Source organism: Herbaspirillum sp. Her4, from assembly GCF_057961335.1.
The window spans coordinates 2388595-2401546 of the sequence record NZ_CM176330.1; the positions used below are offsets into that span (position 1 = coordinate 2388595).

Genomic DNA, 12952 nt, shown 5'->3' on the forward strand with positions numbered 1-12952 from the left:
CGGCGCGGCGGATGTTCGTGATTGTTGATGAGTCGTGATAACAAAGGAGACGATGATGGCACTTGCCCTGTGGTTTGCCATTGCCTGCGGCATGGTCGCGGTGATCTATGGCCTGGTTTCTCGGAGCTGGATTCTCAAGCAGGACCCCGGCAACCCCCGCATGCAGGAAATCGCCCTGGCCATTCAGCAGGGCGCGGCGGCCTATCTGGCGCGGCAGTACCGCACCATCGCCATGGTGGGGGTAGTGCTGCTGATCCTCATTGCGCTCATTCCCGGTTTGGGATGGCTGACCGCCATCGGCTTCCTGCTGGGGGCGGTGCTGTCCGGCGCCTGCGGTTTCATCGGGATGAACGTGTCCGTGCGTGCCAATGTGCGTACTGCACAGGCTGCCACGCGCGGCATGAACGAGGCGCTGGGCGTGGCGTTCCGGGGCGGGGCGATCACCGGGATGCTGGTGGTGGGGCTGGGATTGCTGGGGGTATCGCTGTTCTTCTGGATCCTCTATGTCTATGGACAGGGGCGCGCCGCCAGCCTGCACGATGCCATCCAGCCCTTGATCGGACTGGCTTTCGGGGCATCCCTCATCTCTATCTTTGCGCGGCTGGGCGGGGGCATCTTCACCAAGGGCGCGGACGTCGGGGCCGACCTGGTGGGCAAGGTCGAGGCCGGCATTCCGGAGGATGATCCGCGCAATCCTGCGGTCATCGCCGACAACGTCGGGGACAACGTGGGCGATTGCGCCGGCATGGCCGCCGACCTGTTCGAGACCTATGTCGTCACGCTGGTGGCGACCATGCTCCTGGGCAGCCTCATGCTCAAGGGTCTGGAAACCTTGGCGGTGCTCTATCCGCTGGCGCTGGGCGGGGTGTCGATCCTGGCTTCCATCGTCGGTTGCGCGATGGTCAAGGCGCAGCCGGGCAAGAAGATCATGTCGGCGCTCTATACCGGCCTGTGGTGGTCGGCCGGCCTGTCGCTGGTCGGCTTTGCGGCGGTCACCTGGCTGCTGTTGCCGCCTGAACTGCGCGTGCCGCTGATGGGCGCGGCCGTGGTGGGCATCGTGCTCACCGGTCTCATGGTCTATATCACCGAGTACTACACCGGCACCGACTTCAAGCCGGTGCGCCATATCGCCGAAGCCTCCACCACCGGGCATGGCACCAATATCATCGCCGGTCTCGGGGTGTCGATGAAGTCCACCGCCTATCCCGTGCTGGCGGTGTGCGCGGCGATCCTGGCGTCGTACTGGCTGGCAGGCTTGTACGGCATTGCGATTGCGGCGACTTCCATGCTGTCCATGGCCGGTATCGTGGTGGCGCTGGATGCCTATGGGCCCATCACCGACAACGCGGGCGGTATCGCAGAGATGTCGGGTTTGCCCGATTCGGTGCGCGCCATCACCGATCCGCTCGATGCCGTGGGCAATACCACCAAGGCGGTCACCAAGGGCTATGCGATCGGCTCGGCAGGACTGGCCGCACTGGTGCTGTTTGCCGATTACACGCATGCGCTGGAGTCCGTGGGCAAGACCGCCAGCTTCGACTTGTCCAGCCCGGCGGTGATCATCGGGCTCTTCATCGGCGGGCTGATTCCTTATCTGTTCGGTGCCATGGCGATGGAAGCGGTGGGACGCGCGGCCGGTGCAGTGGTGGTGGAAGTGCGTCGCCAGTTCCGCGACATCGCCGGCATCATGGACGGCAGCGGGCGTCCCGAATATGACCGCGCGGTGGACATGCTGACCTCGTCGGCCATCCGGGAAATGATCCTGCCGTCGCTGCTGCCGGTGATCGTGCCGATCCTGGTCGGGTTGCTGCTGGGGCCGTCGGCGCTCGGGGGGCTCCTGATGGGGACCATCGTCACCGGGCTCTTCGTGGCCATCTCGATGACCACCGGCGGCGGCGCCTGGGACAACGCCAAGAAATACATCGAGGACGGCCACCATGGCGGCAAGGGATCGGATGCCCACAAGGCCGCCGTCACGGGCGACACCGTGGGCGATCCATACAAGGATACGGCCGGGCCGGCGGTCAATCCGCTCATCAAGATCATCAACATCGTGGCGCTGCTGCTGGTGCCCTTGCTGCCGACGGTGTCCTGACCCGATCTGACTGCAGCCCTGATTGTCGCCGCACGGATAGTCTGCCGTGCGGCGACCTGCGCATAATCCCCGCACCGCGAAGGGAAAGCCTGCATTGCCAGGCTGGCCGATTCGTCAAATAATGCCCCCTGATGTATCCCATCATCATTGGCTCGCCGGCCAGGCCATCCGCCTGGCTGCGCGCAGAGAAAAAACAGGAGACTCCATGCGTATCGAAGGAAATGTATTCATCGTCACCGGCGCAGCATCCGGTCTGGGTGCGGCCACTGCCCGCATGATCGCCGCCGCTGGTGGCAAGCCGGTGCTGGCCGATCTCAACGAGGAGGCTGGCAGTGCGCTGGCCCGCGAACTGGGCGGCGTCTTCGTGCGCTGCGATGTCAGTTCGGAAGACGATGCCCAGGCCGTGGTGCGTGCCGCGCAAGCGGCCGGCAGCCTGCGCGGACTGGTCAATTGCGCCGGCATCGCCCCGGCCGAGAAGCTGGTCGGCAAGAACGGCCCGCACAGCATGGCGCTGTTCATGAAGACGCTCAACATCAACCTGGTCGGCAGCTTCAACATGGCCCGCTTTGCGGCCGATGCCATGGCCAAGACCGAGGCGCAGGAAGAGGGCGAGCGCGGCATCATCATCCACACCGCCTCGGTGGCCGCCTACGATGGCCAGATCGGCCAGACGGCCTATTCGGCTTCCAAGGGGGCCATCGTTGCCATGACCCTGCCGATGGCGCGCGATCTCTCGCGCAGCGGCATCCGCGTCATGACCATCGCCCCGGGTATCTTCGAGACCCCCATGATGCTGGCCATGCCGCAGGAAGTGCGCGATTCGCTGGGGCAGGCCGTCCCTTTCCCGCCGCGCCTGGGCCGTGCCACCGAATATGCACAGCTGGCCCGCACCATCATCGAGAACGTGATGTTGAACGGCGAGACCATCCGCCTCGATGGTGCCATCCGCATGCAGCCCAAATAGACGGCATTTGCCTGCCAATTCTCTTGTCCACGGTGAGGGGGCTACTGATAAGCTCCCCTCATGGAGACCATGGAACACAAAACAGGCTTGATCCTGACCGGCGGTGGCGCACGGGCGGCTTACCAGGTGGGTGTGCTCAACGCCCTCTCGATGATCCTGCTCGAAGCCGGCTGGCCGGTACACAGCAATCCCTTCCCCATCATCTGCGGCACCTCGGCCGGGGCCATCAACGGCACCGCCCTGGCCTGCCGGGCGGACGACTTCGGCGAAGCCGTGCGCGAGCTGATGGCGGTGTGGAGCAATTTCCAGGTGGAGCAGGTGTACCGCGCCGATTCGCTGGGCGTGATCCGCTCGGGGGCGCGCTGGCTGTCGCTGTTTTCCTTCGGCTGGCTGCTGCGCAAGTGGCGCGCCAATCCGCCCAATTCCCTGCTGGACAACACCCCGCTGGTGAGCATGCTGCATCGCCTGCTGGACCTGCCACGGCTGGATGCTGCCCTGGCCGAAGGACAGTTGCATGCGCTGGCGGTGACTGCCTCGTCCTACACCAGCGGCCAGCACATCACCTTCTACCAGTGTGCGCAAGAGATCGAACCGTGGCGGCGCACCCAGCGCCTGGCCATGCGGGATCAGATCGGCATCGATCACCTGCTGGCCTCTTCTGCCATTCCCTTCATCTTTCCGGCCATTCCGGTGTACATCGACGGCCGCTGCGAGTATTGCGGCGATGGCTCGATGCGCCAGATCGCCCCGATTTCCCCGGCCATCCACCTCGGTGCCACCAAGGTCCTCATCATCGGTGCCGGACGCATGGGCGAGAAGGGCGAGCAGGCCCCGACCAATACGCCGCATTACCCCAGCCTGGCGCAGGTGGCCGGACATGCGATGTCGGGCATTTTCCTCGACGGCTTGTCGGCCGACATCGAGCGCATCAACCGGGTCAACCAGACCTTGTCGGTCCTGAACGAGGAGCAGCGCCGGCATACGCCCCTGAAACCCATCCGTACCCTGGTGATCTCGCCCTCGCAGCGCATCGACAGCATCGCCAGCCGCCACGTCGGCAGTCTGCCGCGCCCGATCCGCACCATGCTGGGTGGCATCGGGGCCACCGAGGCGCGCGGCTCGGCACTGGCGTCCTATCTGCTGTTTGAACAAAGCTTCACACGCGAGCTGATCGCCCTGGGCGAAAGTGATACCTACGCCAAGCGCGAGGAGGTGCTGGCCTTTTTTGAACCGGATACCGCCCAGCTGCTCCAAGCCTCTGCCTGATTTGCTGCCGGTCAAGTTCCTGGCCTGCCGTGGTTGCCTAGCCGAAAGCAACGCGTTAATCTACCGAGTGCTGTTGCCATTCATTGACAAAATTGCAATTAACAGAATCAATGCAGACAATGCAGATGCGAGCCCGCTTCATTTCTTCCTTCTTCACCCGTTACTGGCTGGTGCTGCTGACGGCGTTGATGCTGTCCGTCCCGGTGCAAGCCAAGGGGCCGGTGCCGGGCAACTTGCCGGAGGTCAATCTTGACCAGCTGCCGCGCGAAGCCCAGCAGACCATGGCCCTGATCCGTCAGGGTGGGCCTTTCCCGTATGAAAAGGATGGCGCGGTCTTCGGCAACTATGAAGGGGTTTTGCCCAAGCAAAAGCGCGGGTATTATCGCGAATACACGGTCAAGACGCCGCGCGCCCGCAATCGCGGGGCCCGTCGCATCGTCAGCGGGGGAGAACCGCCCACGTCGGGCGAATACTATTACACCAGTGACCATTACAAGACCTTCCGCCGGATACGCGACTGATCTTGTACAGCGCAGGGCAGGGCGCGCGAGTCCTGTTGCAGCAAGCCACACAGCAGGCCAGCCATCACCATCACGACAATTACGACAACCACGACAGCCACACAGCCCCGCCTATGAATACTGAAGGCAAAATGAGTTTGTTCAAAACGGTGCCGCCCAATATCGTGCAATCGATCCGCGCCTTCCGCGTGACCGAGCTGCAGCAGGAGGCCGCGCACCTGCAGCAGCACTTTCTCTATGCCTATTGCGCCGAGGCCGTGACCAAGCAGCAGGTGCTGACCACCATCGCCACCGCCTTCCAGTTTCCCCGGCACTTCGGCAAGAACTTCGATGCCCTGCATGACTGCCTGACCGACCTGACCCACAAGGCCGGCAAGCAGATCGGTTTCGTCGTGGTGCTGGAGCAACTGCCCAACACCCAGAAATTCGACAAGGAAGCGCGCGAGACCTTGCTCGACGTCTTCCGCGATGCGGCCGATTACTGGGCTGAGAAGAAGGTGCCGTTCCGCGTTTTCTATTCCTTCCAGTAAATTTTCTTCACATTTTGATAAACCTTTTACGCCACGCCGGATCTTTCACATCGTGAAAACCGGCGGCGGAGGGGCTGTCAGCAGGTACAATGCGCACACCATGAGAAGCATTGTCATCCTGATTTCCGGACGAGGCAGCAATATGGAAGCCATCGTCCGCGCTGCACAGGCCGAGCGGTGGCCTGCCCGAATCGCCGCCGTCATCAGCAACCGCGCCGACGCCAGCGGCCTCGAATTCGCCGCCAGCCACGGCATCGCCACGGCCGTCGTGGCCAACCGCGACTATCCTACGCGCGACCAGTTCGATGCCGCCCTGCGCGAGCAGATCGACGCGTTCGCGCCGGACCTTGTGGTGCTGGCCGGCTTCATGCGGATCCTGACGGCACCGTTCGTCAATCATTACCAGGGCCGCATGCTCAATATCCACCCGTCGCTGTTGCCCAGTTTCCCGGGCCTGGCGACGCACCGCCAGGCACTGGCGGCTGGCGTGAAGCTGCACGGCGCGACCGTGCACTTCGTCACGCCCGACCTCGACCACGGCCCCATCGTGGCCCAGGCCGCCGTGCCGGTGGTGGAAGAGGACAGCGAGGAGACGCTCGCCGAGCGTGTCCTGGAACAGGAACATGTGATCTATCCGCGCGCCGTGCGCTGGTTCGTGCAAGGCCGCCTGGCACTGGACGGCAGCCGCGTGCGCCTGGCCGCCGAAGCCTGAGCGCAGACGGCCAGAGGCCGCCGCGCAACCCTTACTTGAATTGAATCTGAAGGACCTAGCATGAGATTGCCTCCCGCGATCATCCCCCATACCGAAGAACTGCTGCGCGAAGTGCTGCGCTTCACCGGCCCGGCCGACGTCACCCTGTCGCGCTACTTCCGCGACAATCCGCGCCTGGGCAGCCGTGAGCGCGGCGTGATCGCTGAAGCGGTTTACGGGCTGCTGCGCAACAAGACGGTCCTGACCAACTTCGCTGAATCCGGCAGTGGCCCGATGATGCGCCGCCTGGCCCTGCTGGGCCTGGCCGATGCGGTCGGTGCCGAATCCATCGCCGGCCTGCAGGAAGGCGAAGCCGAGTGGCTGGAGCGTGTGGCCCAGATCGACCGCACCCAGCTGGCCCCCCAGATGCGCAGCAATCTGCCGCCCTGGCTGTGGGAAAAGCTGGTCGCCCGCATGGGCGAGGAAGCCACCCTGCAACTGGCTGATGCCATGAACCGTCCGGCTCCGCTGGACCTGCGCGTCAATGCCCTCAAGGCCGACCGCGATACCGTCATCGCCGAACTGGCCAAGGCCCCGGTGGCTTGCGAGCCGACCCCGTATTCTCCGCTGGGCCTGCGCGTGTTCAAGAAGCCGGCCCTGCAGAACCTGCCGCTGTTCAAGGACGGTGCCATCGAAGTGCAGGATGAAGGCAGCCAGCTGCTGGCCCAGATCGTCGGTGCCAAGCGCGGCGAGATGGTGGTCGATTTCTGTGCCGGTGCCGGTGGCAAGACCCTGGCACTGGGCGCGCTGATGCGCAATACCGGCCGCCTTTATGCCTTCGACGTGTCCGAAAAGCGCCTGGCCAAGCTGAAACCGCGCCTGGCGCGCAGTGGCCTGTCCAACGTGCATCCGGTGGTGATCGCCCATGAGAACGACGCCAAGGTCAAGCGCCTGGCCGGCAAGCTCGATCGCGTGCTGGTGGATGCCCCTTGCAGCGGCCTGGGCACCTTGCGCCGCAATCCCGACATGAAGTGGCGCCAGAGCGTGGAAACGCTGACCGAGATGCGCGCCAAGCAAGGCTCGATTCTCGCCAGCGCCGCGCGCCTGGTGCGTCCGGGCGGCCGCCTGGTGTATGGCACCTGCAGCTTCCTGGAAGAAGAGAACGATGAAGTCATCGCCGACTTCCTGGCCTCGCACCCCGACTTCACGCTGCGTCCCATGAGCGAAGTGCTGGCCGAGCAGAAGATTGCGCTGGATACCGGCGACTACCTGAAGCTGCTGCCGCACCATCACCAGACGGACGGTTTCTTCGCGGCCGTCCTGGAGCGCCGCGCCGCTGCATGATGCGCCGGGTCTTGCTGCCTTGCCTGGCCGCCAGCCTGCTGGCGGCCGCTCCTGGCCTGCAGGCCAGGGAGGCGCTGCCGCCACCGCCGGTGATGGCAGCGCAGGGCACGGTGCAAGCCGCCTTTGCGCCCTGGGATGACATCGAAGCGCTGATCGTCGGCCAGCTTCACTCTGCGCAGCGCCAGATCCTGATGCAGGCCTATCTGCTCACCAGTCGTCCGATTACGGATGAACTGGTGGCCGCCCGCAAGCGCGGCATCGATGTGCGCGTGCTGATGGATGCCGGCCAGCTCGACAAGAATTCCGAAGACCGCCTGCGCCAGCTGCGCGCGGCCGGCATTCCGGTCTGGCTGGAAACCGATTACCGCAATGCCCACAACAAGGTCATCATCATCGATGCGGCCTTGCCGACGGCCACCGTCATCACGGGCAGCTACAACTTCACCTGGTCGGCCCAGCACAAGAACGCCGAGAACGTGCTCATCCTGGGCAAGAACCCGCCACTGGCTGCACGCTACGCCAGCAACTGGCAGCGCCACCGCCAGGATGCCCAGGCGGCGCCCTGATTTGCCCTGATTCTTCACCCGGCCAGCCATGACCGATCATTTCCTTTCCCTCTTCACTGATATCAGCACCGTCGACCTGCTGCGCCAGCTGGTGGTCATTGCGCTCTGCCTGCTGGGCGGCATCGGCCTCTCGCGCTGGCTGCGCGCGCGTTTCGTGCTGCCGGCCGATGGCGAGGAGCAGTCGCTGGTGATGCAGATCGGCGTCAAGAGCTTCGCCCGCGTGCTCTCGCCGCTGCTGGCCCTGGGCCTGCTCACAGCTGCCTATTACATCCTCAAGCGCGGCCACCATGCCGTCACGCTCTGGGAAATCATGTTCCCCCTGACCATCGCCCAGGTGGCGATGCGTTTCGTTTTCTACGTATTGCGCGGCATCTTCGTGAAGGATGCGACCGTGGGCGCGCTGCTGCACCTGTCGGAAAAGGTCATCGCGCTGCTGGTCTGGCTGTGCGTGGTGCTGTGGATTACCGGCCTGTGGCCGGATTTCGTCGACTATCTGGATACCACCACCTTCCCGCTGGCGCGCCACAAGGTGTCCCTGTTGACGATGTTGCAAGGTGCGGCCTCGGTGCTGGTGACGCTCATCATTGCCCTGTGGATAGGCACGGTGGTGGAAAACCGCCTCATGAAGTTCAGCGGCATGCATTCCTCCCTGCGCACGGTGGTGGCGCGCATGATGCGGGCCTTGCTGATCCTGATCGCCTTCCTGGTCAGCCTGTCGCTGGTGGGGATCGACCTGACCGTGCTGTCGGTCTTCGGGGGCGCGCTCGGTGTGGGTATCGGCCTGGGTTTGCAGAAGATTGCCAGCAGCTATGTCTCCGGCTTCGTGATCCTGCTGGAGCGCAGCATGGTCATTGGCGATATGGTTGCCGTGGATAAATATTTCGGCAAGGTCACCCAGATCAATACCCGCTACACCATCCTGGAAGGGCTGGACGGGATCGAATCGGTGTTGCCCAATGAACTATTTGTCTCCAATCCGGTACAAAACTATTCCTTGACCCATCGCATTGTACGTTTGGCTACACAGCTTACAATTCTGTACCAGGACGATGTGGAAACGGTCTTGTCCATCATGGAACAGGCCGCACTTGGTGTACAACGGGTCTCCCAGCAGACCGCTCCGCAAGCCCTGCTGATCAAGATCGGGGCCGACGGACTGGATCTGGAACTGGGGTTCTGGATCACCGACCCGGAAAATGGACGGCTCAATGTGCTGTCCGACGTCAACCGGGCCATCTGGGCCGCCTTCAAACAGCATGGCATTCAGGTGGCACATCCCAAGCGCGACATTCGTATCATGGATGAGCGCAGCTTCCGCCAAAGTACGCGCCAGGAAATTCCTGATGTCCCAGAGGCACAGAATTCGCGTACAATGCCCGGCAATTAAAAGAAAATAAAACCATTTTCACGGAACAAGTAATAATCCTGTTTTGTAGTCCGATAGTTGTTTTCTATTTGGAGTTGTACTGATGACCCTTGATGCGATCCTCGACTTTGTTGCCAACGGCCTGCTGCACGCGTCCGGTTGGCAGATTGTCATTTACACACTGGTGATGACCCACATCACCATCGTGGGCGTGACTCTCTATCTGCATCGTTGCCAGGCGCATCGCGCGCTCGAACTGCACGCGATCCCCAGCCACTTCTTCCGTCTCTGGCTGTGGATGACCACCGGCATGGTGACCAAGGAATGGGCCGCCATCCACCGCAAGCACCACGCCAAGTGCGAGACCGAAGAAGATCCGCACAGCCCGCAGACCCGCGGCATCCACAAGGTGATGTGGCAGGGTGCCGAGCTGTACCGCAGTGAGTCCAAGAACGCCGAGACCATGGAGAAGTTCGGTCACGGCACTCCGGATGACTGGATTGAACACAACATCTACAGCAAGTACGGCTGGCAGGGTGTGGGCATCATGCTGATCATCGACGTGCTGCTGTTCGGCGCCATCGGTCTGACCGTGTGGGCCGTGCAGATGGCCTGGATCCCGTTCTGGGCGGCCGGCGTGGTCAACGGCCTAGGCCACTTCTGGGGCTATCGCAACTACGATTGCAACGATGCAGCGACCAACCTGTTCCCGATCGGCATCATCATCGGCGGCGAGGAAATGCACAACAATCACCACACCTTCGGCACCTCGGCCAAGTTCTCGGCCAAGTGGTATGAATTTGACATCGGCTGGATGTACATCCGCATCCTGGAGACCTTCGGCCTGGCCAAGGTCAAGAAGGTGGCACCGGTGCCCAAGTTCGACAGCCAGAAATCGGTGATCGACTTCGATACCCTGCAGTCCGTGATCGCCAACCGTTACGACGTGACCGCCAAGTACGCCCGTTCGCTCAAGAGCGCCTGGAAGGACGAGCTGGATCACCTGATCGAGAAGGCCCAGCTGGAATCGCGCTTCCTGAAGTCCTCCAGGAAGCTGCTGCAGCGTGAGCCGGCCCGTCTGGAAGATGGCCAGAAGCAGCAACTGTCGGAACTGTTCGCCCACAGCAAGGCGCTGCAGACCATGCATGAGATGCGCATCGAACTGAGCGCCATCTGGGAGCGTTCGCACTCGACCCGCGAACAGCTGCTGCAGCAACTGCAGGACTGGTGCACCCGCGCCGAGGCATCCGGCGTGAAGGCCTTGCGTGACTTCGCCCTGCGCCTGCGCAGCTACGCCTGATCGGCTTTGACCAGGCCGCTGCTCCGGGGTAAAAGCCGGAAGTGAAGGAAAAGCATGAAGACATCCCCGCAGAGCGATCTGCGGGGATTTTTTTCGTCATCGGCCAGTACAGGCCTGAAGGTTTTTGTCAAAAAACCGAAACGGGAGGGGAGGGCTGCGGTGCGCAGCGGGCTGACCGGCGCAATGCGGTCAACGTGAGCAGGCAATAAAAAACCCGCAGAGTATTCTGCGGGTTTTTCATCGGGAGACCGGGATCAATTACTTGATCTTGGTTTCCTTGTATTCGACGTGCTTGCGCGCCTTGGGATCGAACTTCATGATGCTGATCTTTTCGGGCGTAGTACGCTTGTTCTTGGTGGTGGTGTAGAAGTGACCAGTACCTGCGGTCGACTCCAGTTTGATTTTGTCGCGGCCGGATTTCGCCATGATAGATTTCCTTTACTCTGCTAATTAGACTTTTTCGCCACGAGCACGCAGATCGGCCAGAACGGCATCGATGCCGATCTTGTCGATCACGCGCAGGCCGGCGTTGGACAAACGCAGCGAAACCCAGCGGTTCTCGGATTCGACGAAAATGCGGCGGTTCTGCAGGTTGGGCAGAAAACGACGCTTGGTCTTGTTGTTTGCATGGGAAACGTTGTTGCCGACCATCGGCCCCTTCCCGGTGACTTGGCAGACACGTGCCATGTGAGACTCCTTAAAAATTTCCGAATTTGGGAAAAACGAGAGTATATGGAAAAAACTCTGCTTTTTCAATGACTTGCGAAAAAAAATTGTGTCTTGATGGGGTTCATTGATTTAACAATTGAAGAAACATTGTTTTTCCGCTGTCACCCTCAATGGCGCAATCCCAGTCCTGTAAAGGCTTTGCGGCCGATCTGGCTGGTTACGGTTCACACCTTGCCGTGGTCGGCAAAGGAATACAGGCGTGTTCCGGCCACCACGATGTGGTCCAGCAATTCCACCTCAATGAGCTCCAGGGCTTGCTTGAGTGTCTTGGTCAGGCGCAGATCGGAGTCACTGGGCCGCGGGTCGCCGGAAGGGTGGTTGTGGGCAACGATGACCGAAGCGGCGTTGTAACGCAGCGCCATCTTGACCACTTCCCGGGGATGGACCGTGGTCTGATTCAGCGAGCCCCTGAACAATTCTTCCGTCCCGAGCAGGTTGTTGCGCATGTTCAGGAAGAGGGCGACGAAACATTCGTGTTCCTTGCCGAAGAAGGTCAGCTTCAGGTATTCGCCCACGACGCGCGTGGAATTGAGGGCCGATGCCTGCTTCAGATCGCTGTGGATGGCGCGCTTGGCCAACTCCAGAGAGGCCGATAGCTGGGCGCATTTGGCCGGGCCGAGGCCGTTGCCCAGACTGGGCTCGCGCTGAACGGCCTTGCACAGGCCTTCGAGCGAGCCGAAGCGGTGCAGCAGATCCATGGCCAGTTCCATGACGCTCTTGCCCGGCGTGCCCACGCGCAGAAAGATGGCCAGCAATTCCGCATCGGAGAGGCAGGCCGGGCCCAGCTCCAACAGACGTTCGCGTGGCCGCTGTGCGGCGGGCCAATCGACAATGGACATGGTCATGAGATGAATCTCCTTTCATATTGCGTTCGAGAGGAAAGACGGCAGCCGGTCCCGCCGCAACCGTCCAACAGAAGCCCGGCACCGCCGCAGTGCGCTTGCGCCGCCGCAAGGAAGTGTCCGATGCGCCCGCCACCCGCGCAGCCGGATGCAGCTGACAGCGGCAGAGCGGGCCAACGTGGCTTACAATAGCGGGCTCTTGTGCACCTTCCCGCTTCCAAGCCCGTTCCCAGCCATGTCCAGCCCAACCGTCCCCGTCGTCACCGAAAACGCCTATCTCACCTTGCATTACCGCCTGGCCTCGCTGGACGGCGAAGACATCGTCAGCACCTTCAACGAAAATCCGGCCACCCTGCAGTTCGGCCAGGGCCAGTTGGCTCCCTTCCTCGAAGCCTGCCTGCTGGGCCTGCCCGAAGGCACGCAGCAGACCTTTGAACTGAGCCCGGCCCAGGCTTTCGGCGAGCGCAGCGAAGAGCTGATCCAGCGTATCTCGCGCGCCACGCTGGAAGAGAATTCTTCCATGGATGAGGACTATCGCGTGGGCGACCTGGTCGATTTCGCTGCCCCCGGTGGCGGCCGCTTTGCCGGTATCCTGCGAGCGATCGATGATGATGGCGCAATTTTCGACTTCAATCACCCGCTGGCCGGGCAAACGCTGAAGTTCGAAGTAAAAATCATCGGAATCCTGTAAGAGCCTCGTCATTTGGCGAGTTGGCCCTCGCAATGTTTTGAAGAATC

15 protein-coding genes are annotated in these 12952 nt (G+C 62.2%); 12 read left to right on the top strand and 3 right to left on the bottom strand.

All coding sequences use genetic code 11. The features are described 5' to 3' along the window. The first annotated feature begins 55 nt into the window (after positions 1-55). From ACWFUC_RS10820 to ACWFUC_RS10870, 11 genes are all read left to right on the top strand, one after another. Complete coding sequence (locus ACWFUC_RS10820) at positions 56-2095, top strand: sodium-translocating pyrophosphatase (RefSeq protein ID WP_489625534.1); 2040 nt, start codon at positions 56-58, stop codon at positions 2093-2095. A 205-nt stretch (positions 2096-2300) separates the two neighbouring features. Further along, entirely contained in the window at positions 2301-3059 is a 759-nt protein-coding gene (locus tag ACWFUC_RS10825) for an SDR family NAD(P)-dependent oxidoreductase (RefSeq protein ID WP_259434349.1), read from the top strand. A gap of 60 nt (positions 3060-3119) precedes the next feature. After that, a complete protein-coding gene (locus ACWFUC_RS10830) occupies positions 3120-4325 on the top strand; it encodes a patatin-like phospholipase family protein (RefSeq protein ID WP_034339323.1) in 1206 nt (401 codons plus the stop codon). A gap of 125 nt (positions 4326-4450) precedes the next feature. After that, complete coding sequence (locus tag ACWFUC_RS10835; RefSeq protein ID WP_489637622.1) at positions 4451-4846, top strand: guanyl-specific ribonuclease; 396 nt, start codon at positions 4451-4453, stop codon at positions 4844-4846. 2 nt (positions 4847-4848) lie between these two features. Further along, entirely contained in the window at positions 4849-5376 is a 528-nt protein-coding gene (locus tag ACWFUC_RS10840) for a barstar family protein (protein WP_370516341.1), read from the top strand. Between the two features lie 100 nt (positions 5377-5476). Continuing rightward, entirely contained in the window at positions 5477-6088 is a 612-nt protein-coding gene (purN, locus tag ACWFUC_RS10845) for a phosphoribosylglycinamide formyltransferase (RefSeq protein ID WP_489624882.1), read from the top strand. A gap of 60 nt (positions 6089-6148) precedes the next feature. Then, entirely contained in the window at positions 6149-7411 is a 1263-nt protein-coding gene (locus ACWFUC_RS10850; RefSeq protein ID WP_489624883.1) for an RsmB/NOP family class I SAM-dependent RNA methyltransferase, read from the top strand. Continuing rightward, positions 7408-7977 carry a phospholipase D family nuclease gene (locus ACWFUC_RS10855; RefSeq protein ID WP_489624884.1) on the top strand — a complete coding sequence of 190 codons (570 nt, stop codon included), beginning with the start codon at positions 7408-7410 and terminating at the stop codon, positions 7975-7977. The genes ACWFUC_RS10850 and ACWFUC_RS10855 overlap by 4 nt, the downstream gene beginning before the upstream one ends. 28 nt (positions 7978-8005) lie before the next feature. Then, positions 8006-9364, top strand: coding sequence for a mechanosensitive ion channel family protein (locus ACWFUC_RS10860; protein WP_489624885.1), 1359 nt, complete (start codon positions 8006-8008; stop codon positions 9362-9364). 82 nt (positions 9365-9446) lie between these two features. Then, entirely contained in the window at positions 9447-10643 is a 1197-nt protein-coding gene (locus ACWFUC_RS10865) for a DesA family fatty acid desaturase (RefSeq protein WP_121044028.1), read from the top strand. Between the two features lie 54 nt (positions 10644-10697). After that, positions 10698-10841: a hypothetical protein gene (locus ACWFUC_RS10870; protein WP_166675601.1), complete on the top strand. Its 144-nt coding sequence runs from the start codon at positions 10698-10700 to the stop codon at positions 10839-10841. Between the two features lie 60 nt (positions 10842-10901). Here the strand turns inward: ACWFUC_RS10870 and rpmG are convergent, their stop codons facing one another. The 3 genes from rpmG to radC all read right to left on the bottom strand — a co-directional run bounded on the left by rpmG (position 10902) and on the right by radC (position 12211). After that, positions 10902-11069, bottom strand: coding sequence for a 50S ribosomal protein L33 (rpmG, locus tag ACWFUC_RS10875; protein WP_006463731.1), 168 nt, complete (start codon positions 11067-11069; stop codon positions 10902-10904). Positions 11070-11093: 24 nt separating this feature from the next. After that, positions 11094-11330 carry a 50S ribosomal protein L28 gene (gene rpmB / locus ACWFUC_RS10880; RefSeq protein ID WP_006463730.1) on the bottom strand — a complete coding sequence of 79 codons (237 nt, stop codon included), beginning with the start codon at positions 11328-11330 and terminating at the stop codon, positions 11094-11096. A gap of 206 nt (positions 11331-11536) precedes the next feature. Beyond that, positions 11537-12211, bottom strand: a complete 675-nt coding sequence (gene radC, locus ACWFUC_RS10885) for a RadC family protein (protein ID WP_034338236.1) — start codon at positions 12209-12211, stop codon at positions 11537-11539. Positions 12212-12449: 238 nt separating this feature from the next. Between radC and ACWFUC_RS10890 the strand changes: the two genes are divergently transcribed. After that, the gene (locus ACWFUC_RS10890; protein ID WP_039785208.1) at positions 12450-12905 is read left to right on the top strand and encodes an FKBP-type peptidyl-prolyl cis-trans isomerase; all 456 of its coding nucleotides are present in this window, start codon (positions 12450-12452) and stop codon (positions 12903-12905) included. Positions 12906-12952: the final 47 nt, after the last annotated feature.

Bases quoted from the DNA above. Each gene is read 5' to 3' on its own strand.
- ACWFUC_RS10820 (WP_489625534.1), top strand. From the start codon at position 56: ATGGCACTTGCCCTGTGGTTTGCCATTGCCTGCGGCATGGTCGCGGTG.
- ACWFUC_RS10825 (WP_259434349.1), top strand. From the start codon at position 2,301: ATGCGTATCGAAGGAAATGTATTCATCGTCACCGGCGCAGCATCCGGT.
- ACWFUC_RS10830 (WP_034339323.1), top strand. From the start codon at position 3,120: ATGGAGACCATGGAACACAAAACAGGCTTGATCCTGACCGGCGGTGGC.
- ACWFUC_RS10835 (WP_489637622.1), top strand. From the start codon at position 4,451: ATGCGAGCCCGCTTCATTTCTTCCTTCTTCACCCGTTACTGGCTGGTG.
- purN (WP_489624882.1), top strand. From the start codon at position 5,477: ATGAGAAGCATTGTCATCCTGATTTCCGGACGAGGCAGCAATATGGAA.
- ACWFUC_RS10850 (WP_489624883.1), top strand. From the start codon at position 6,149: ATGAGATTGCCTCCCGCGATCATCCCCCATACCGAAGAACTGCTGCGC.
- ACWFUC_RS10855 (WP_489624884.1), top strand. From the start codon at position 7,408: ATGATGCGCCGGGTCTTGCTGCCTTGCCTGGCCGCCAGCCTGCTGGCG.
- ACWFUC_RS10860 (WP_489624885.1), top strand. From the start codon at position 8,006: ATGACCGATCATTTCCTTTCCCTCTTCACTGATATCAGCACCGTCGAC.
- ACWFUC_RS10865 (WP_121044028.1), top strand. From the start codon at position 9,447: ATGACCCTTGATGCGATCCTCGACTTTGTTGCCAACGGCCTGCTGCAC.
- ACWFUC_RS10870 (WP_166675601.1), top strand. From the start codon at position 10,698: ATGAAGACATCCCCGCAGAGCGATCTGCGGGGATTTTTTTCGTCATCG.
- rpmG (WP_006463731.1), bottom strand. From the start codon at position 11,069: ATGGCGAAATCCGGCCGCGACAAAATCAAACTGGAGTCGACCGCAGGT.
- rpmB (WP_006463730.1), bottom strand. From the start codon at position 11,330: ATGGCACGTGTCTGCCAAGTCACCGGGAAGGGGCCGATGGTCGGCAAC.
- radC (WP_034338236.1), bottom strand. From the start codon at position 12,211: ATGTCCATTGTCGATTGGCCCGCCGCACAGCGGCCACGCGAACGTCTG.
- ACWFUC_RS10890 (WP_039785208.1), top strand. From the start codon at position 12,450: ATGTCCAGCCCAACCGTCCCCGTCGTCACCGAAAACGCCTATCTCACC.